An 18,934-nucleotide genomic window follows, 5' to 3' on the forward strand; every position below is an offset into this window, starting at 1 on the left:
CTCGCTAGTTCGGCATCGATAATGTGAAGGAGCACTTTCCAGTCGTCGGGTCGTGACTGCGTCAGTTGCGTGAGCAAACCCATGTGTACATCTCATACGCCCAGCGATGTCTTCGATGCGCTTGCCCTTCATCGCATCGAGAGTTTTTTGCTCTCGGAGTTGCTGAGCTGTAGCTGCCACGATCTCGCGCTTCTTGAGGGGCTCGTGATCCTTAGCCGCGAGGTTGACCGCAAACTTGGTCAAGTCCTGAAGGCTGATCAGGATCTGGCGCTCGGTTAAGCGTAACCTTAAAAGTTCTGTTTGGTTTTGCTCTGTGACAGACGACGGGTTTTGTGGAAAGCCTTCTGTGCCTGGCTGGACTGAACTGGTCTGTTCCAGATTTCAGCAGGCTGAGCCGTCGGCAGAAATCCCTGACAGTCTTATATTCCGTATCGGGGCTCGGACGGCCCTTTGCATCTCCTGATCGACTGCACCGGGATCAAGATCGAAGGAGAGGGTGAATGGCGCAGGCGCAAACATGGCGGTTTGAAACGTCGTATCTGGCGTAAACTCCATATCGGGATCGACGAAGGATCACTGGAAGTCCGGGGTGTCGAGATCACGAACAACGAGGTCGGTGATGCCCCGGTTCTGCCGAGACTTCTGGCTCAGATCCCTGAAGACGACACCATTGGGAGTGTCATCGCCGATGGTGCTTACGATACCAGACGATGCCATGAAACCATCGTCGCCCATGGCGTCAAGACTATCATTCCACCACGAAAAAACTCAAAGCAATGCAACCCCACCTCACCGGGAGCCATAGCTCGCAACGACGCCCCGCGGAGTTGTGAGCATCTCGGACGTCCCATCTGGAGACGATGGAGAGGTTATCATCGGCGAAGTCGTGTCGAGACGAAAATGCATTGTATTAAACTGCTCGGCCAGTTTCTTATGGCACGAGACTTTGACCGCCAGGTCACCGAAGTTCACGTCTGTGTCGCCATTTTCAATCGGTTCACGGTCCTCGGAACCCCGCTCACACACGCTGTCAGGTAAAAAATAGACGATCAAAGCACTTATCACGCCCAATCAAGGAATTGTGCAACAGAGCCGGTCCTGAGGGCCAAAATGCTCAATTCAACAAACTGCTAAAGCGTTAAAAATCCAAATTTCTTTCCCAGCGGCTCAGAAGAGGTTGCAAAGCCACGAACAAACAGCAGCCAAGAGTGGCGATGCCGGTAAGCCAAGCGAATAGAATAGTGAATATGGATTGCATTTCCGCAGTAGACAACTTTGTTGTCAAGCGATGCAGTGCTAGTGCGTTAGACAATCGGCCTCCATAATACATCGTTACGCCTGTGCAGATATAGTACATTGCAGTGCTTATGCTATTGAACCGCCGAGGAATATATTCGGCTATCACGGCCAATCCCAGACTACTCATTAGTAATCCAGCAATCGAGATAAAAGCGTAGCTGGTCGCCAAGCTCCACGGAGAAAGCCGGGAGGATGTCTGGAAAGCAAGCTGCAACCATAGGATGCCAACAGAGAGAACAATAAAAATGGATCCCATCAGATACTTTGTATGCAGAGGCACACGATATCCGGCTCGATCCAAACAGTGATAAAAGTGTGCGATTAAAGGCGCGAAAGCCATAGTAAGGCCCGCATTCACGGCGACGAACTGAGAATCTGATAGTCGTAAGATCACAAATTTTCCAAGATGGAAGTCTGATCCTACATCGTGGAGTGCCAGCAGTACAAAACTTGAAGTCGTCTGTTCATCGAAGATCATATAGAACATAGCTTGTGCGATCAGAACCAGTGCAATGGCAAACCGTCGTCTTTCGAGGGGCGAACACCGCAACCACAGCCTTATGCCAAGCAGTGGTACCAACAAGTTTGCCGCCAAGAATGCTAGCTGACCGTAAAGCGGCTTTTGTAACAGAACGTAAACTCCCAAGGTTGCTATCCCTGTAATGGTTGCGCTCAGCAGCACGGAAACCATGCCAGAGGAATGATGAGTTTTTTGTGCTGTGATACCTGATTTCGCCACCAGAGGTCGGTACAGGATAGAAAGCAACCCAATCCCTGCGGATAGCGCACATAGTCCAAAGCCTGCAGTCCATTGGCCCTTAGCCACATAGGGAACAATAAAAAAAGCGATACCTGCTCCTAAATTAACTGCGAAGGCGTACCAAGTGAATAGCTCATCACTGCGTTTTCCTGGCAGAATTAGACCACTGACCAGCGTGGCGGTGTTGGGACGCGTAAGACCGTTCGCTATCGCGACGAATGCTAAACCAATTAGAAAAGTGATTATACCAGACTTTGACCATGCCAAATAAGACAGGGCAAAGCACTGCATTGCCGCTCCCAGAGCGACGGTGCTTCGGACACTGATCAGTCGTCCAGCGATCGCCCCGCCAAATAGTGTTGCTACCGATGATAGTCCGTTAAAGCTCGCCATGGTCAGATTGGCGCTTGCTTCCGGAAAATTTAGACCTTGGATCAGATAGATTAGCAGAATGCCCTGCAGACCGTAAAATCCAAAACGGTCTGTAGCCTCAAAAACAAGAAGTTGTGCCAAGGAGCGAGGATATCTACCTGTTTTGATATTTCTGTCATCCAATGGACGGGATACATATGTCATGTTTAGAATTCTGCCGAAACCGATCCATAGAACTCACGTGGGGATCCCACATATAAATTTGCATTATTATCCCCGGAAACCGAGGCTGCCCCAAAAACCCCTCCAATGTAATTGGCATTAAACAGATTGGTGATGGCAAATGTTGCTCGCAGGTTTTTAGCCACTAAAACTGGTCCGAAATCGTAGGAGAAATTCATATTTGCAAGCCAGTATGGTGGAATTTTTTCATCATTCAAATAAGTCATGGGCCGAGACCCAAGGTAATTTACGTTAAAATTGAACGTGGCATTCTGGTATCGATAGTTCAAATTCGCCTTGTACATGAATTTCGGATAATAAGTTTGATGTTTTCCATGTAAACTATATGTATTGCCACCATAATTTATAGATCTTGTGAGGTATTCTGCATCGTTCCAGCTAAAGCTGTTGGTTATTTCAAGATTTTCTAGAGGACGAATAACTGCCTGGAAATCTGCGCCATTCATCGTTTCACGTCCGACATTTAGGAATGCTCCATGGGCAGTATTTGAGCTCCCTTCTGTGATTGCCGCCAATCGATTGTAATAATCTGTATGATAAAAATCCACACTAGCAGAGATATATTTTTGCTCATACCGGTAACCGACAACGTAATTCCAGGTCCGTTCCGGTTTTAGTCTGGATTTATTGGCATCGAATACGTTTTGTGCCGTCTGTCCGGGTGTTGCGTTGCCTAAACCACCCCATGCTTGTCCTCCGAAGCTCTGATAAGCATAATCATAGGCGCGCATATTTTCAGCAATATCCCAGTATATTTCGTGGTTCTTGGAGAAATGCCAATCGAATGCCAAATGCGGCAAAAATGCATTAGACGCTGTCAAACTTCCATTTGCCGCATGACGGTAATAGGCGTTCCAGCCGTCGGCAATTAGACGCTGAGTGTAGTCGTTTTTGGTCCCGCCATGAGTCGCCTGTATCATGGATTTAAAACCGCCTAGCAATGTCATGCCAGGTATAATAGTCCAGTGATCCTGAAGAAAAAATTGAAAAGTATTGGTATTGAAAGCATCATTAAACCATGTATGTGCTTGGTATGATTTGAAATCCGAAAGCCAGTTATGGGCTTCGTTTACGCCATCTTCATAAAGCCGCGCGTCGTAGATATATCGGTTGTTTTCGTACCAAGTCCCGAAAGTGATATGATTACCGTAAGGAGCTTCAATACCAAATTTTTGCGTGAATCCGATCCTTCTTCCGTTCGAAGACGCCATCGACAAGGCCATAGGCACTCCCAAGACTGTCCCGTCTGGATTTAATGAAACAGGACCCCCGCTTGGTGATGTCACATAATTATTGGTGCCGCCATAACGAGCGCTCATAACGTTACTAAATGCAACGGTATCAGATGTAATATGATTGGATAGATCGAAATGTCCATTAACTGAAGAGATATAGGTACGCTGAATTTGGGAACCATCCCAAGCATAGTCTCCGATTTCGTCATTTGAAAGGACACCTTCATAGCCGGGAGGAACTGTGTTGGTATATTGCGAGTAATAGGACCATAGTTTAGCTTTTTCATAGTCTGGCTTCAGGTAGGTCGTGTTTCTACCCATTTTTTTCCACATATTTTTGGTTAGTGAAAGATAGTTCCCCTGAGCGAAGTTTCCATAGGAAAAGAAAGCTGTGATTTTACCTCGGTCGCCTATCGGTTGTACTAGCTTAGTATCAGCCTGAAGTTCGTTCTGATAACCTTGACCTTTCCACAGATTAGAATCCGTCCGTGCAAACGAGGCGTAAAATTTTGTTCCTGTTGAATTCAAAATGCCGCTATCAACACGGGCATAGGTTCGAAATGCGGCATAACTTCCAAAAGCCTGACTGACCTTGCCACCGGCTTGATCCTTCGGATTGGAAGTTACATAAGATATCGCCCCCCCAAGAGCTTGGGTGGAAAATGCATCAAGCGCGCCAGCCCCTTGCGAAACAGTCATTCCTGCGACATCATCTTGGACAACAGCCTGCGTGATAGCGATGCCTAAAATGTTCATGACGCTCTGCTCGCCTAGCGGCATGCCGTCTAAAGTCGCTCCGATTTGAGTCTGATTAAATCCGCGCAAAAACAGAGTATTGGACGGTGTATCTAGGCCGAAAGCGTCGCTGGATGCAAAATATGCTCCCGGCGTTGTCGCGGCCAGAATCTGCATCGGATTTGTGCCCTGAATGAATCGGTCCATGACCTGGCGCGTCACTGCGTTGTTCGCTCCGTGGGCGACAATGCGTCCGCCTTCGACGGTCACGGCTTCCTCCCGCTTTGTCGTGAATGATTTTTGAGTCTTAGAAGAAGAGAGGGTTTTAGTTCGACTACTTTCTTTTTTTTGATTAGGTAAAGCTTTCGATTCAATCGATGGAGATGTGGTTTGAGCAAATGCTCCGCAGGAAGGAATAAAAGTGCTTCCGAGTAAGATAATTTGAAACAGTTGATAACGAGCTGAGCAAACGGATCTGAACATATTCCACCATGATTCGCAGTGTGTTATATATATAGTCATTAATAAATATATTTTATACAAGACACCATTTCTGTCGTGTATATCAAACGAGAGAGTGTGTGATCTTTTTGTCGCGTCAATTTTTTGCGCCAATGAGGTGGAGGGTTCGAAAAGCCCTCTGGTTTTGGGCCTCTCTCTGATTCCATCTCTTGTGTGATAACTGTAGGAGTGGCTCATGATCCAGTCTGGTTTCTTTGATGTTGAAGAGGAGCTTGCTCGGTTGAGCGGCTCGGTGACCAACTTGAAGCGTTTTCTCGGGCTGTGGATTTTGAGGTATTCTTTCCGCAACTGAACAAGGCAGTCGCCGATGCAGACGGAGGTAAATGCGGCCGTTCCCGTTTGACCCAGTGCTGATGTTCAAAATTCTGGTCATCCAGACGCTGAACAATTTGTCTGACGAGCGGAGGGAATACCTGATCAACGACCGCCTGTCCTTCATACGTGTTCTTGTTCTGGGGCTGTCGGACCACGAGCAGTATGCCAAAACAGTCTGGCTGTTTCGCGAACGCCTGACCCAGGCGGGTGCCATTGAAACGCTGTTTGATTACTTTAATGCCACCGTGCGGAACGCTGGTTACATGCCGATGTCAGGCCAGATTCTGGATGCCAGACTGGTGGCGGCTCGTAGGCAGCGCAATACCAATGTGTAGAAGGCCGATCTGTGTGAAGGACGGATCCCACAGGACTGGCAGGACAAGCTCTCACAGCTGTCCTGTAAAGATCGTTATGCACGATGGACGCTGAAGTTCACGAAGGCAAAGCGTCAGGATGACGGGACGATCCCGTCTACGGATATCGCCATCCCCTTCTTTGGCTATAAATCGCATGTTTCCACCGAACAAAGTTTCGGTTAATCCGCAAATGGAAGACGACGGATGCCGCTGTCAGTGATGGTGCCAGGCCGTGTGAGGTGCTTCTTGATTGCAGCAATACGGCGCCTAACGTCTGGGCTGACATAGCCGATAGCTCAGTCTCCACAATCTGATGTGCTGTGCCGATTGCGCGCAAGGCATGGGGGGACCGTCTACCCGCTCCAATATGTCTGAAAAAATTTAACATATTGCAACGGGTAGACGCCTTTTTGTGCAGTCGCGCAGTTAAAGGATGCGCGGCTCCCCTATGGGGAGATTATTCAAAATGGTTTGTACGGCAAGAACTTGCCCGAAATCCGGACATTGACCCTGTCACCCGCCGGGTCCGGCTCACGCTCGATATGCATACGAAAATCGATGGCGCTCATAATACCGTCCCCGAACTCCTCATGGATGAGTTCCTTTATGGCCGGACCATAAACGCTGACAATTTCGTACCACCGATAGATGAGTGGATCGGATGGTGCGCCGCCCTCCAAAGTGCCTTTGGAGGGGATGCTACACAGCCATGGCTGTGCACCGGCCTGTAGCCCGAGCAGGGCAATAAGGGCCTGTGCCTCGTGCGGTTCAAAAGCCATCTGGCCCAGACAGGCGGCTGTGGTCCATTCCTTGCTGCGACCGACAACGGCGGCAATTTTTGCCCAGCTCACATCTTTTTCCACCCGGGCTGTCACGAGTGCGCGTGTAACATCTGCGCGTGATGCGTACATGGATCTATTCCCTTGTTTTAATGGCTGGCTTGCCGTGTGCCTGCCGAACGGTGCACCAGAAAATCCACCAGATGGTTGCGAAGGTCATAAAAGCCCGACAGGTGGTGGATGGATGTCCGGACCCGGTTGCGGGGGAGGGGGTTCTCCACAATTTCCGCAATACGGGCCTGTGGGCCGTTGCTCATGAGGATCAGCCGGTCTGCAAGCAGAATGGCCTCGTCCACGTCATGTGTGATCATGAACACAGTCTGGCCCATTTTTGCACAGATCCGGAGCAGCTCATCCTGAATGACGCCGCGGGTCAGGGCATCCAGCGCGCCAAAAGGCTCGTCCATCAGGAGCATATCCGGTGTGGTGGAAAAGGCGCGGGCTATGCCCACACGCTGCCGCATCCCGCCAGAAAGTTCGGACGGGCGCTTGTGCTGTGCATCATACAGGTTGACCATGTTGAGGTAATGCAGCACTTGCTGATGCACATCCGCCTTGTTCATACCGGGAGAGCGCGCCCGTACCGCCAGTGCGACATTCTGCGCAACGGTGAGCCAGGGCATGAGTGCGTGGCCCTGAAAAACAACACCCCGCTCCAGTCCGGGCCGTGTGACGTGGTGCCCGTTCATGCTGACATGGCCGGTTGTCGGGCGCTCAAGCCCTGCCAGAATATTCAGGATGGTGCTTTTGCCGCATCCTGAATGACCGATCATGCAGACAAATTCCCCCCGCTTGATGGAGAAGGAAATATCGGAAAAAATGGCAGGGGTACTGGCGGCATAGCGTTTTTCCAAATGCTGCACATCCATGAGCGGCGTTGTTTTATTCCGCATAGCCAACACTCTGCTGGAGGGCGCTGAATGCGGTATCCAGAATCATGCCCGTGATCCCGATCAGCAGCACAGCCAGAATAACATTGGAAATGGACAGATTGTTCCACTGGTTCCAGACAAAATAGCCAATACCGGAACTGCCCACCAACATTTCGGCGGCAACAATGGCCAGCCAGGCAATGCCCAGCCCGACCCGCATCCCTGTGACAATGGTAGGCGCTGCTGCGGGCAGGATAACCCGCCACATGCGCTGCACCCAGCCCAGTTCCAGCGTGCTGGCAACGTCCAGCCATTCCCGGCGCACTCTGGCAACCCCGAAGGAGGTGTTGAGCAGAACAGGCCAGAGCGCGCAGATAAAGATGACAAAAATACCGCACCCTTCGGCATTCTGTATCGTGTAAAGGGCTATGGGCATCCATGCCAGTGGCGAGATCGGGCGCAGAACCTGAATAAACGGGTTAAGTCCTCGCGCCAGCAGGGGTATCTGTCCCATAAGGAGGCCCAGCGGCACGGCCACAGCCACGGCCAGTCCGTACCCAATAAAGACCCGCAGCAGCGATGCGCCCAGTTGCCAGCCAATCCCCCGGTCATTGGGGCCGCTGTTATGGAACGGTGCGCGGAGCTGCTGCCACGCATCGTGGCCAAACTGGCTGGGGGAGGGAAAACCGTGGCTGACAGGGGCGGCGGATACCGTGCCCATGAGTTGCGCGTATTCCGCATTATCGGCGTGTACGACTTCTGCCGGGGGTGTGGCAGGTAGGGTGAGTGCCTGCCATGCCAGCAGCACGCCTCCAACCAGTGCGAAACTGAGCAGATAGGCTTTGAGTTTTTCCTGTCTGCTGCCCATTACCTTGTCCTGTTTTCTGCAAAGGTTGCGGCCGGGTCAAACGCTGTGCCCAGAACCTGAATGGGTGGGTAATCGCTGGCGTAAGGTGGGGTCAGGTCCGGCAGGGCCAGTGCTGCGGCATGCCTGCGCACATCCTTGAGCATGAACACCTCCTCTGCCACCTTCCGCGCATCTACAGGGCTGTTGAGGTAGCCCCAGCGTTTCATCTGCGCGATCATCCATAGGGCGGGCGAATAATAGGGAAAGGGGTTGAACCCCAGACGTGAGGGGACATTGCGCACGGCTCCTAGCCCATCGGCATAATGGCCGGTCAGGCCCTGACGGATAACAATCTCGGGTTGGTTAAGGTATTCGGCTCTGGCCAGAATGGTCGCGGCTTCCTGCCGGTTTTCGGTCTGCTGCATATAGGCCGCAGCCCGGATCATGGCGCGTTGCACAGCACTATAGGTGTTGGGGTGCGTGTGGATAAAGTTTTCCGTCATGCCCAGAGCGCAGCATGGGTGCCCGTCCCAGATCTGGGAGCTAAGGATGTGCAGGAACCCCGCCTGTTCGGTAACCGCGCGCTGGTTGAAGGGGTCGGGGCCTATAAAGCCGTCAATATTACCGGCCTTCAGGTTGGCGACCATTTCTGGTGGTGCGGTTACGCGCATGGTTACGTCCTGGTCGGGGTTCAGGCCATAATGCGCCAGATAGGCCCGGAGCAGAAAATTATGCATGGAAAATTCAAAAGGAATGGCAAATGTCATACCTTTCCAGTTCCGTGGGTCCCGTCGGTTCTGGTGCTTGAGAGCAAGTACGATGGCCTGCCCGTTGGTGTTCTGCATGGTCACGGCCCGCACTGGCGTGGGTGCATGTCCCGCCCCCAGAGAGAGTGCTAGCGGCATGGGGGAGAGCAGGTGGGAGGCGTCAAAATTACCGTTGAGCAGATTGTCCCGGATAAGGGCCCATCCGGCGGTTTTTTGCAGCTCTACCGTAAGCCCCTCATTATGGAAAAACCCTTTGGCGTGCGCCATAACCAGTGGGGCTGCACAACTGATTGGAACAAAGCCGATTTTGAGAGCTGTTTTTTCGGGCGTGCCTGTGGCTACGCCAGAAGGCGCGTCAGAGGGAGTGGTAGCAAAAGCAGGGCCTACGGCGCCAGTCAGCGCTGCGGCAAGGGAGCCGCCCAGCAGCCCCCTGCGTGACAGGGACAGGCCATGCGTGCCGCCGCACGGGCAGAATGTGGCCGGGGTCGCCGTATGGCATGTCAGTGTGGAGGTGCGGGGCATGTGTAAGCCCGAAAGAAAATGTCTTATCATATCATCAGACCTCCAGAGTTGCCGTAACGGTGGTGCCGCGGCGTTGCTGCATGACCAGCTGTTCCGGTGTGTTGTGTATGGTGTGCCAGATCGCAGCAGGGTCGGGCTGGCCGCGTAGTTCCAGCGGCAGGCTGCGGTTTTTCAGGCTTATGGCGAGTGGGCTGTGCTGGTAGCCTCCGTGGGGCAGGCCCAGAACAGCATGGGCAATGGCCTCGGCCTGTGCGGCAATGGGGCCAATATAGCGGCAGGGTTGCCCGTCCAAACTGATGCAGTCGCCAAGGGCGTAAATGGCGGGATTGCTGGTTTGCAGCGTGTGCGGGTCCACGGTAATGCCGCAATCCGTCTGTAACCCGGCCATATGCGCCAGTCTGAGGTCGGTTTGCAGGCCAATGGCGGCAATCACGCAGTCGGCGGTCAACGTCTGTCCTGCGTCAAGCTGGACGGCAACACCCTGCTCCGCCCGTGTAACGGCGGATACTGTGGCATTGGGCACAAGAGTTACGCCGCAGGTGCGCAACTGCTGTTGCAGCCTTGCCCCGGCCTGGGCAGGCAGCAGGGAGCCAAGCGGGTATGGACCCTGATGCACCAAGGTTACATGGTGGCCTGCCCGTGCGGCATCTTCGGCCAGTTCACACCCGACAAGCCCGGCCCCTGCAAGAATAATCCTGCGTGTGTCCTGTCCGATCCGCGTCCGCAGGGCTGCCCATGCGGCCAGCGTGTTGATCCGCCAGACCAGAGAAGCGGGGAAGGCGGGCAGTTCAACAGGTCGTGCGCCCTGCGCCAGAATCAGTGTGTCGTAGGGCAGGGTGCCGCGTGTGGTGCGCAGCCGTTGCGCCTGCGGGTCTATGCCCACGGCAACGGTTTGTGGCAGCAGATGGATATGCAGGCGTTGCGCTGCGTCCTGCCCGCTCTCCTGTCGCAGATCTGTGGCTTCCAGCCTGCGGGAGAGTGCAAGGGATAACTCGGGTTTGGCGTAAACATCCGCCATGCAGGCCGCAACCAGCGAAATGGGCACCTGCGGGTCCAGCGCGCGCAGCCTGCGGACCACACTCCAGCCGGCCGTGCCTCCGCCGACAATAACAATACCAGAGCGTGCCCCACCAGCATGGTTTATGCTGGCGGGCCTGAGGGTCTGTCTCGGCGGGATTACGGTAGAGGTGGGGGAGGGCAGGGGTTCAAAATCCGCCTTACCCACCCCGCACAGGGGGCAGTACCAGTCATCAGGAATATCTTCAAAGCGTGTGCCTGGCGGTAGGCCGCTATCGGGGTCACCTTTGCTTTCATCATAGATCCAGCCGCAAACCTTGCAGATATAGAGTGTTACGGAGGTGTAGGGAGCAGATGCGTTCATACGGGCACCTCCTCTTGGGCAAGACGGGCCATTTCATAGCGCAGGTGTTTGATGGCGGGCGTGACAATGGCCACAAACTGGGCTTCGCGCACCCGCCTTTGCGGTGCGGCGCTGCTCAGGTAGCCGCGCGCGCCCTGATGTAGCAGTGCGGACTGGGTTGCACGCAGGGCCAGTTCCGCCCCGTGGGCGCGTATGTCCAGAAGGTCCAGCAGGTAGTCCCGCTCCTGCGGGGGCGGGGTGCGGGCCAGAAGTATAACGCGCTCTTCAAGGGTTTTCAGCTCAGCGGCCAGTGTGTCGGGGCGGTCGTGCAGGTACTGGTTGACGTGGCCCAGCACGCCTTCGACCTCGTGCATACTGTCAATGGCCCCCTGAATGATGCCAGCCGCCATGCCGCATTGCAAAAGCAGGAACGGGGCTTTGATTTTTTGCAACAGTGGTGCTGCGGGGGCGGCAATAACATCCTGCTCGGGTACAAAATGGGCCTGTAGGCGTATGCCCCAGGTGCTGGTGCCCTCCATGCCTGAAAAATGCGGGCATTTGAACAGGAGTTCCGGCCTGTCCAGCCGGAGCAGGAACAGCACCTGCTCCGTCCGGGCATCCCCCAGACTGGCAACTGCGCCGCAATACTGGCCGGGTGCAATATGGCTGACCCATGGCAAGGTGCCATCGACCAGATACCCCCCAGCAACACGGGTTGCGTGCAAGGCCATTTTTTCTATTCCGGCCTGCGCCTTGATGGGGTTGGACAGTGCAGTGCCACCAAAACGAGCGCCCTTGAGGTGTTGGGCCAGCAGGTCCGTATTCAGGCTGGCATCTGGGGCTGCGGCCAGATAGAGGGCGCACGCCATGTGGCACCAGACCAGAAAACCGGTAGAGCCGCACCAGCGCGAAACCGCAGCAATCCCGCGCACGGCCTGCACCAGATCGGGGGTGTCCCTGTTGGCAAGGGGGGCAAACAGCCCCGCCTGCGCCAGTTCTTCCAGCACGTCCAGCGGGTAATAACCGTCTTGATCTATGGTGCTGGCAAGGCTGCCCAGACGGGTCTGGGCAATCTGTTCGATCCTGCCCGACAAACCCTCGCAACCGGTATTCCCGGTCGTGGACGCGGCTTCTGGCTGGCGGTCGGATACCGGATGGGAGGGGTGTGGCAGCATGATGCAATCAGTCCGTCAGGGTGACAGTCAGGGGCACGGGATTGCGCAAGGTATTGGCAACCGGTGAGAAATAATTGGCGTGTTCCACAATCTGGTTCAGCACCTCGCGCGGGGCGTCCCCCTCCACGTTAACGCGGACCCGCACCTGCTTGAACCCCATGTCCTGCGGCTGGCGCTCGGCGCCACCAGCCCCCCACGCGGCAGTATTACCGATATCCCCTTCCAGCCAGAGTTCCAGTTTGCTCAGCCTGACCTGCCGGTAGGTGGCCACGGCGGTAATGCCCACGGCAAGGCACCCCCCAAGAGCGGACAGCACAATTTCGCCCGGTGCGGGAGCTGTGTTCTGCCCGAACAGGTGGAGGGGTTCATCCACAACAACAGGGGTGTGCCCTTCCACGTAGTTCAGGGTCCGGTACTGACCATCGGTGATGGTATGCACTTTGTTGGTGCCATGGCTATGAGGGTTTGCCTTGCCCTTTTCAGCAAATTTGAGAAGACCATCCCGGTCGATCGGGCGGAGGTAAGTGGTAACAGTAGCGGCATCAGACATAAAGGGAACTCCATAAACAACTATATCGTGTGGTAATATCATTCAGAATCGTTATTTATGGGTATACCGGTCTGTCTACCTCGTCAACAAAATAACTTTATGGTAAAAGACCGCCATGAGCGAACCTGCCCACATACTCCACCCGACCTACGCACCGGATGCCAACCCAGACGAAGTGGTCAGGGACGCAGGGGAGGCGCTGATTACAGCCGCCATCTGGCTGTTCTGCCGCAATGGCATCCGAAACACCGGGATAGAGAAAATCATTTCGCGTGCCGGCGTTTCAAAAATGACATTATACAACCGCTTTGCCACCAAAGACGGACTGGTCTCCGCAGCACTCGAAAAGGAGGCCGAGCAGTGGCGGGAATGGTTTTTTGCCTCGGTCAACGCGCATGTGCCAGATCCACGTTATGGGCGGTTGCTGTTCATTTTTGATGCGCTGTTCGTCTGGTTTGAACGGAAAGACTATTTTGGCTGCCTAGTCATGAAGGCCGCCATAGAGTTTGATGATCAGTCTGTTGAGATCACACGCATTTTTAAAATCCACAAACAGGAGATGGACACCTATCTGACCTACCTGTGTGAAGAGGCGGGGTTTGCGGGACCCGGTCGCATTGCGTCAATGCTGACCACTATCATTGACGGGTGTATTGTCAAGGCGCTGGTCAGCCGCAATGCTCATGTTGCCCTTGAGGCAAAAGATATCTGCAAATCCATTTTGGATGTCGAATAAGATTCTACAAATTACGAAGTCGGTATGGGCAGTTGATGAGACGCCCCAGCCCACAATCACGCGGGCGAACACATCAATGATGAAGCCCACAGACACAAAGCCCTGCCATGTGGAAACGTAAGTGAAATCCGAAACCCACAGCCTGTTGGGAACCGGGGCATGGAACTGGCGCTGCACCAGATCCTGTGGGCAAGGGCGTTGCGGATCTGGCCGTGTGGTTCTACCCCCCCTTGCCACGAATGATACCTTTCAGTCCCATCTGGCGCATCAGCCCCTCTACCGTGCAGCGGGCGACATTCCTGCCTTCGCGTCTGAGCCGATGCCAGACCTTACGCGCTCCATAAACACAAAAATTATCTTTCCATACTCTACGGATTTCATCACACAGTCCTTTGTCTTTCTGGCTGCGCATACAAGGGTTTTTTCTGTCTGGCCACGGAAGCATAGTAGACAGATGGCGCAATCGGCAGAACTCTGCCGATTGACCCGACACCATATGTGTGCCGCTGCTCATCAATAAAGCGCGTCATGGCATGAACCGGCGGTCGAGTTCTCCTTCCGCAAAATATGCCGATGCCTTACGCAGGATTTCATTGACCTGCCGCAGTTCGCGGTTTTCTCGCTCTAGTGGTCTGATCTTCTCCAGATCAGGGAGGTCACTCACTGCAGGCGCATTGGCCCGTTCATATAAACGAGTCCATTTTGACAGCGTATCAGGGTGAATATCCAGCTTTGGAGCGATCATCATCACCGCTGAGCACTGCGAAGGATGGTTCTTCTCTTCCTCCAGAACCATATGGGCTGCACGGTCACGAAATTCAGGCCGAAAACTCTTCGATTTGTAATTCATGAATATCTCTTACCTCACGGGTCTTGCTGTCTCCACAAAACCCGGGGCAATTCACCTCATGCCTCAACAAAATCATGCCTGGAGAGTCTCATATCGAAATGGCGTTCGCCAAGCTCAAGGCTCTCCTGCGAGCCAAGACAGCAAGAACCGTCGCAGCCCTGGGGACGCCGCCGGATCAGTCCTAGATGCTTTCTCCCCTGACGAATGCACCAACTTCTTCATCGCCGCGGAGTATGAACCAGAATAAAGTGGACGCGCTCTAGTCGCCCAGCCTGCATTCTCACAGCAAGAATCGAATCACAGTCGACAGTTCAGAGCCAAGGTGTTTTTAGAGCCATCCAGGTTGATGTCAGTTTTTCATTTCAGTATTGGAAAATCAAAGAAAATTTCAAGATACTTAATTTTATTAATATATTTTTCCAAAAATATAGTAGTTAATTTATAAACCTTGATCTCTCGATCATATAAATACTGATGCAGAAAAAAGTGATCATGCTTCCAGCTTCCATGGCGAGTGTGAATGATCCGGTATGCTGGATGATAAAACCTGTCAGTAAAGGCGACAGTGTCCCACCGAGTGATCCGCCGACATTCTGGATGGCTTCCATGGTGGCAATTGATTCTTCGGCAACAACAATTGTTCCGAGTGTCCAGCTTCCCGTCATGGCAATGCCAGTGGCGAACAGGGCTATTGCCATACTGACCAAAGACAGCAATGTTGTGGGGCATAATGGTACGATGGTAGTTGCCACGGCGGCAATAAGAAGGCCTATAATGAGCGGCTGATAGCAGGCGCGCGAGGGTGTATAACTAGTTTTTCCAAGGAATTTGATAATAACACCGCCACTGAGGCTGCCCAAAAATCCCGCTAGCTGCGGAATGGAAGAAAGCCAACCTGCCTGTGCGGCATTCAGGTGCCGGACAGTCTGGAAGTATGTCGGCAACCATGCGGAATAAAGCCATTGCAGGTAAATAATACTGGCACAACCAATAGCCAGCACCCAACTAACACGCTGAGCAAGAAGAAAGGTCAGTTCCTGTCTGGCGGTTTGTTTGGGCTTGGCGACGAGCTCATGTTCTGGCGTGGGGGACTTTTGGTAAAAGATACCCCACATCAGACCAAGAAGGATGCAAAGCGCGCCCAGATTACAAAACATGGAGCGCCAGCCAAACTGGTCCGCAATAAGACCGAGCAGCGCTGGGGCCAGCACCTGCCCCAGAGAAGAAGAGGCATTGAACAGGCCGATCGGAACAGCGCGTTCTGCACTATTGTACCAAGCAGTTATGATTTTGGTCCCAACCAGAAACAGTGGTGCCTCACCTAACGCCAGAAGGCAGCGTGCTCCGACCAGAGTGCCAGCATTGCTCGCCCAGGCTGTAAGAAGTTGCGCCAAGCCCCAGACCACCAGGCAGCCAGTCAGCAGAGGACGGGCCTTTATGCGGTCGGCCGCTAGTCCCGCAGGGATCTGACAGATCATGTAAATGGTCGCAAAGGATGATAAAACAAGCCCCAAAGATGTGTAGGAAAGCCCAAACTCCTTTGCTATGTCAGTATTGACTATGGCCAGAGCTGTTCTGTCCATGTAGCTGACGCATCCTGCTATAATCAGAAAAAACAGGACAATGTGCCGTGTCCATACGTATTTTTTTTGTGCGGTTTTACCTGTTATGATGAACATGTACACCTTACGGATTACAGGAGTTTAAAAACGATAACTATGTGTAAAAAAGCAGCCTGAACTGGAGGTTCGGGCGGGTCTATAAGCTTGGCATGGCGGAAAGAACCTGTTGCAGCCAGTTGGATATTTCATTCGGCTGAACGGAAGATTTGCGGATCAACCCATCAAAATGGGTCTGCATTTGCAAAACAGTGTCCTGATCATTGAAGACAATATACTGGCTGCCTGCATAAATTGCAGCGCGCAGGCTACCAAAGATTGTGTATGGAACAGAATGGTAGAGGCGTTCGTCAAACAGAAATATGCGTAGTGAGGGGTAGAGTTCTGCCACGCATGTTATCATATGTTCGATCTGGGCCCGCCGCATGGCCAGTGATAATCCATTCCACGGGAATGTACCTTCGCTCAGGCTGATAATGGCCTGAGTTGGCAGGCATATCTCCATATCGGAGCTTGTTCTGCGGTTATAACCAAGGTTATTGGTAATGCTCCGGATTGTCGTCTGATCGTAATGGCGCGCTCCTAGTTCCCACGCAACGACATCCTGAAGGCAAAGGATGTCGGGTAAATGATGTGGTATATAACGTATTTTTAACTCACGCGCTTCATCATGCCATTGTGTCAGCAGTGGAATATTATAATATTCTGAATTCTCGGCCATTTCTGTAAGGCTGGAGTGGCTTGAAACTGCTGTCTGTGCAATTCCCAGCAACCAGTCAACCGAAACGCCATACTGCAACGCAATGCGTGCGAGCGTGTCAGCGCGTGGCAGGCGGACGGCATCTACTGTAAGTAACTGGCTCAGTGCTGAGCGGTCAATGCCAATACCTTCTGCAAATGCCGAGCGGCTTTTGCCGGACGCCTGAATAAGGGAAAGCACGCGCTGCAGGAAGGTGACGGATATCAGACGTTTATCCATGTCTATTTAACCAGTTCAAATCGTACATAACGTGACATTTGTAAACATATTTTACATAATTCTTATTGAAAAGATATTTTTTGCGTAAGATTGTGTGTTTTATGGAGAGCAAAATAAACACACATAAAAAAATGTATAATCAAGGCTGGCAGGCTTTTATCCGGGCATCCTTGCCAGAATGGCCCACATGGATTGCCATTGTGTTCTGTTACAGCAGTTGGTGGTCCTTGGGGTATTGGCTTTACCCCGTAGCCCCATGGGCTGCATTGGCCGGGTTGGCGATTGTTGTAGCATTCCATTCCTCTTTGCAGCATGAGGCCATTCATACACATCCAACGCCATCTGCTCTATGCAATGAGTTGCTGCTCGCGTTGCCGCTGGGGCTGGCTTACCCTTACCGGCGTTACCGCGAGACCCATTTGCAGCATCATGAGGATGAACGCCTGACAGACCCTCATGCTGACCCTGAAAGTTATTATTGGGACGGAAATGACTGGGCAAAGCTGGGACATGTCTATCGGTTTTTGCTCAGCATAAACCAGACTCTTTTGGGACGTCTGCTGCTGGGGCCGTTGTTGGGGAGTGTACGATTTTTTATCACGGATATGCGCCGTATTGCTGCGCGTACACGGGGGGTGGCGCTGGCATGGGTGATTCACGCTGTGTCAATTCTGATCGTTGCGATCATTGTGACGCGTGGCTTCCATATGTCATTCTGGCTTTACGCTCTTGGCCCTGCATACATTGGGACATCTCTTATTGGCATGCGCTCCTTTTGTGAGCATCGGTGGCATGACGCAACGGGAGGAAGAACCATTATTGTAGAGGGTTCGCTGCTTTCTTTTCTATTCCTTTTTAATAACCTGCATAGTGTTCATCATCGTTACCCTGGCCAGCCGTGGTTTCGGATGCGCAAATTATATTATGCAGACCGGACTGCGTGGCTGATTTTGAACCATGGGTACGTTTTTAAGGGGTATCGCGCAATTCTGCGGCAGTATCTGCTGCACGCCAAGGAACCGCTGCTGCACCCTGCGCAACAAACGTCAGGGGAAAAACACCAGTCATGAAATTTGTTGCCAGCATGACGATGTATGACCAGACCCGGGAGCATAGTGCGCTGGATGCAACATGGATTCAGTTGCGCGATGCTTTGCGCCAAAACGGCGTGCCCGCACCAGATGTACTTGTCCGTCGCAATGCCGATCTTCCGCCCGTGCCGGGGGGAATACGGGATGCCGCAGGGCGTCTGATTGCGCCAGATCCTGCATCTTTACCCCCGGATGAATTGGATCTTTCGGTTCTGTGGCGGCACCCGGCCTTGTTGTTTGGGGAAACATGCTGGGGACCATTACAACATGGATTGGACGAACTTGTGCATGTTGTTGCGCAGAACAGCTACGATGGACTGACGGGCGGGCAGGGGTATTTTTATCGCAGTGCACTCGTGGTGCTACGTGGGCATCATAACGCATGGGATGCCTTGCCAACGTCTTCTTTCAATAGTGTTCGGGCCATGACCGGGCAGCGCTTTGTGTTTAACGATCGCGTGTCGCAGTCCGGTTATCTGTCTGTTGTCCGTGATTTGCAGGAATTGGGGGCCTCTCTGGATGTCTGCTCCAGAACAACCGTAACGGGGAGCCACCTTGCCTCCATCATGCATGTTGCTAACGGTAGTGCGGACATTGCCGCAATTGATTGCCGGACATGGGCCTTGTTCCGCCGGGCAGACCCCATAATGGCTGATCGTCTGCGGGTTATAGGCTGGACAAGGCCATCTATGGGGTTGCCATTTGTTTGTTCGCGTCATGTGCGCAGTGCGTTCCGTCGAACGGTTGCTGCGGTGGCGCGGACTATTATGCTCCCCATTCGGTATGATTATTATGTGTAGCCTTTACGCGCCCCGTGCTGCGGTATGTCGGTCATGCTTTATCAGGCATGGGGTATGCTTTTCTTGGTTTTTTATTATCAAAGAAAAACG

The 18,934-nt window shown here is 53.0% G+C and carries 16 protein-coding genes, 3 pseudogenes and 1 other annotated feature; of the genes and pseudogenes, 5 read left to right on the forward strand and 14 right to left on the reverse strand.

The window, feature by feature from the left end:
• On the reverse strand, window positions 1–243 hold a 243-nt coding region (locus JK199_RS15035), incomplete at its 3' end, for a hypothetical protein (RefSeq protein ID WP_212377432.1).
• 14 nt (window positions 244–257) lie between these two features.
• On the opposite strand from JK199_RS15035, the pseudogene JK199_RS15040 reads away from it, so the two are divergent.
• Window positions 258–1,038: pseudogene (locus JK199_RS15040) on the forward strand (IS5 family transposase); the annotation flags it as partial.
• A gap of 100 nt (window positions 1,039–1,138) precedes the next feature.
• Here JK199_RS15040 and JK199_RS15045 read toward each other — a convergent pair.
• Both JK199_RS15045 and JK199_RS15050 read right to left on the reverse strand, forming a co-directional pair.
• The gene (locus JK199_RS15045; protein ID WP_212377434.1) at window positions 1,139–2,635 is read right to left on the reverse strand and encodes an oligopeptide:H+ symporter; all 1,497 of its coding nucleotides are present in this window, start codon (window positions 2,633–2,635) and stop codon (window positions 1,139–1,141) included.
• A gap of 2 nt (window positions 2,636–2,637) precedes the next feature.
• Window positions 2,638–5,343, reverse strand: coding sequence for a TonB-dependent receptor domain-containing protein (locus tag JK199_RS15050; protein ID WP_244985213.1), 2,706 nt, complete (start codon window positions 5,341–5,343; stop codon window positions 2,638–2,640).
• Between JK199_RS15050 and JK199_RS15055 the strand changes: the two are divergent.
• Window positions 5,342–6,127 (forward strand): annotated as a pseudogene (locus tag JK199_RS15055) (transposase); the annotation flags it as partial. The gene JK199_RS15050 and the pseudogene JK199_RS15055 overlap by 2 nt on opposite strands.
• Before the next feature lie 171 nt (window positions 6,128–6,298).
• Here the strand turns inward: JK199_RS15055 and cynS are convergent.
• The 7 genes from cynS to JK199_RS15090 are packed head-to-tail and all read right to left on the reverse strand — an operon-like array spanning window position 6,299 to window position 12,769.
• On the reverse strand, window positions 6,299–6,748 hold the full coding sequence (gene cynS / locus JK199_RS15060; protein WP_212377436.1) for a cyanase: 450 nt from the start codon (window positions 6,746–6,748) through the stop codon (window positions 6,299–6,301).
• A gap of 17 nt (window positions 6,749–6,765) precedes the next feature.
• Complete coding sequence (locus JK199_RS15065; protein WP_212377439.1) at window positions 6,766–7,569, reverse strand: ABC transporter ATP-binding protein; 804 nt, start codon at window positions 7,567–7,569, stop codon at window positions 6,766–6,768.
• The gene (locus tag JK199_RS15070; RefSeq protein WP_212377441.1) at window positions 7,559–8,416 is read right to left on the reverse strand and encodes an ABC transporter permease; all 858 of its coding nucleotides are present in this window, start codon (window positions 8,414–8,416) and stop codon (window positions 7,559–7,561) included. The genes JK199_RS15065 and JK199_RS15070 overlap by 11 nt, the downstream gene beginning before the upstream one ends.
• Window positions 8,416–9,684, reverse strand: a complete 1,269-nt coding sequence (locus JK199_RS15075; RefSeq protein WP_244985214.1) for a CmpA/NrtA family ABC transporter substrate-binding protein — start codon at window positions 9,682–9,684, stop codon at window positions 8,416–8,418. The genes JK199_RS15070 and JK199_RS15075 overlap by 1 nt, the downstream gene beginning before the upstream one ends.
• Before the next feature lie 34 nt (window positions 9,685–9,718).
• Window positions 9,719–11,065: an FAD-dependent oxidoreductase gene (locus tag JK199_RS15080; protein WP_212377445.1), complete on the reverse strand. Its 1,347-nt coding sequence runs from the start codon at window positions 11,063–11,065 to the stop codon at window positions 9,719–9,721.
• Window positions 11,062–12,219 carry an acyl-CoA dehydrogenase family protein gene (locus JK199_RS15085; protein WP_244985215.1) on the reverse strand — a complete coding sequence of 386 codons (1,158 nt, stop codon included), beginning with the start codon at window positions 12,217–12,219 and terminating at the stop codon, window positions 11,062–11,064. The genes JK199_RS15080 and JK199_RS15085 overlap by 4 nt, the downstream gene beginning before the upstream one ends.
• Before the next feature lie 7 nt (window positions 12,220–12,226).
• On the reverse strand, window positions 12,227–12,769 hold the full coding sequence (locus JK199_RS15090; RefSeq protein WP_212377447.1) for an OsmC family protein: 543 nt from the start codon (window positions 12,767–12,769) through the stop codon (window positions 12,227–12,229).
• Window positions 12,770–12,884: 115 nt separating this feature from the next.
• Here JK199_RS15090 and JK199_RS15095 point away from each other — a divergent pair, with 115 nt between their 5' ends.
• Window positions 12,885–13,505, forward strand: coding sequence for a TetR/AcrR family transcriptional regulator (locus JK199_RS15095; RefSeq protein WP_212377449.1), 621 nt, complete (start codon window positions 12,885–12,887; stop codon window positions 13,503–13,505).
• A gap of 9 nt (window positions 13,506–13,514) precedes the next feature.
• On the opposite strand, the pseudogene JK199_RS16150 reads toward JK199_RS15095, so the two are convergent.
• The 4 genes and pseudogenes from JK199_RS16150 to JK199_RS15115 form a co-directional block, all read right to left on the reverse strand.
• A pseudogene (locus JK199_RS16150) lies at window positions 13,515–14,065 on the reverse strand (IS3 family transposase); the annotation flags it as partial.
• Window positions 13,961–14,077: a sequence feature (AL1L pseudoknot), on the reverse strand. (Overlaps the previous pseudogene by 105 nt.)
• Complete coding sequence (locus JK199_RS15105) at window positions 14,032–14,355, reverse strand: transposase (protein WP_212377453.1); 324 nt, start codon at window positions 14,353–14,355, stop codon at window positions 14,032–14,034. (Overlaps the previous feature by 46 nt.) The pseudogene JK199_RS16150 and the gene JK199_RS15105, both read right to left, overlap by 34 nt.
• 434 nt (window positions 14,356–14,789) lie before the next feature.
• A complete protein-coding gene (locus tag JK199_RS15110; protein WP_280528606.1) occupies window positions 14,790–16,034 on the reverse strand; it encodes an MFS transporter in 1,245 nt (414 codons plus the stop codon).
• A gap of 79 nt (window positions 16,035–16,113) precedes the next feature.
• On the reverse strand, window positions 16,114–16,953 hold the full coding sequence (locus tag JK199_RS15115; protein WP_212377459.1) for a helix-turn-helix domain-containing protein: 840 nt from the start codon (window positions 16,951–16,953) through the stop codon (window positions 16,114–16,116).
• A gap of 80 nt (window positions 16,954–17,033) precedes the next feature.
• Between JK199_RS15115 and JK199_RS15120 the strand changes: the two genes are divergently transcribed.
• Window positions 17,034–18,023 carry a fatty acid desaturase gene (locus JK199_RS15120; RefSeq protein WP_244985216.1) on the forward strand — a complete coding sequence of 330 codons (990 nt, stop codon included), beginning with the start codon at window positions 17,034–17,036 and terminating at the stop codon, window positions 18,021–18,023.
• Entirely contained in the window at window positions 18,020–18,844 is an 825-nt protein-coding gene (locus JK199_RS15125) for a phosphate/phosphite/phosphonate ABC transporter substrate-binding protein (RefSeq protein ID WP_212377462.1), read from the forward strand. The genes JK199_RS15120 and JK199_RS15125 overlap by 4 nt, the downstream gene beginning before the upstream one ends.
• The last annotated feature ends 90 nt before the right edge of the window (window positions 18,845–18,934 follow it).

Origin of the sequence: Acetobacter persici (genome assembly GCF_018256955.1) — a bacterium.
Lineage (GTDB): Bacteria > Pseudomonadota > Alphaproteobacteria > Acetobacterales > Acetobacteraceae > Acetobacter > Acetobacter persici.

What these genes read in the sequence shown, in the direction of transcription:
- cynS (WP_212377436.1), bottom strand. Translation starts at nt 6,748, where the DNA reads ATGTACGCATCACGCGCAGATGTTACACGCGCACTCGTGACAGCCCGG.
- JK199_RS15065 (WP_212377439.1), bottom strand. Translation starts at nt 7,569, where the DNA reads ATGCGGAATAAAACAACGCCGCTCATGGATGTGCAGCATTTGGAAAAA.
- JK199_RS15105 (WP_212377453.1), bottom strand. Translation starts at nt 14,355, where the DNA reads ATGAATTACAAATCGAAGAGTTTTCGGCCTGAATTTCGTGACCGTGCA.
- JK199_RS15095 (WP_212377449.1), top strand. Translation starts at nt 12,885, where the DNA reads ATGAGCGAACCTGCCCACATACTCCACCCGACCTACGCACCGGATGCC.
- JK199_RS15125 (WP_212377462.1), top strand. Translation starts at nt 18,020, where the DNA reads ATGAAATTTGTTGCCAGCATGACGATGTATGACCAGACCCGGGAGCAT.
- JK199_RS15085 (WP_244985215.1), bottom strand. Translation starts at nt 12,219, where the DNA reads ATGCTGCCACACCCCTCCCATCCGGTATCCGACCGCCAGCCAGAAGCC.
- JK199_RS15080 (WP_212377445.1), bottom strand. Translation starts at nt 11,065, where the DNA reads ATGAACGCATCTGCTCCCTACACCTCCGTAACACTCTATATCTGCAAG.
- JK199_RS15115 (WP_212377459.1), bottom strand. Translation starts at nt 16,953, where the DNA reads ATGGATAAACGTCTGATATCCGTCACCTTCCTGCAGCGCGTGCTTTCC.
- JK199_RS15050 (WP_244985213.1), bottom strand. Translation starts at nt 5,343, where the DNA reads ATGAGCCACTCCTACAGTTATCACACAAGAGATGGAATCAGAGAGAGG.
- JK199_RS15110 (WP_280528606.1), bottom strand. Translation starts at nt 16,034, where the DNA reads ATGTTCATCATAACAGGTAAAACCGCACAAAAAAAATACGTATGGACA.
- JK199_RS15045 (WP_212377434.1), bottom strand. Translation starts at nt 2,635, where the DNA reads ATGACATATGTATCCCGTCCATTGGATGACAGAAATATCAAAACAGGT.
- JK199_RS15075 (WP_244985214.1), bottom strand. Translation starts at nt 9,684, where the DNA reads ATGCCCCGCACCTCCACACTGACATGCCATACGGCGACCCCGGCCACA.
- JK199_RS15070 (WP_212377441.1), bottom strand. Translation starts at nt 8,416, where the DNA reads ATGGGCAGCAGACAGGAAAAACTCAAAGCCTATCTGCTCAGTTTCGCA.
- JK199_RS15090 (WP_212377447.1), bottom strand. Translation starts at nt 12,769, where the DNA reads ATGTCTGATGCCGCTACTGTTACCACTTACCTCCGCCCGATCGACCGG.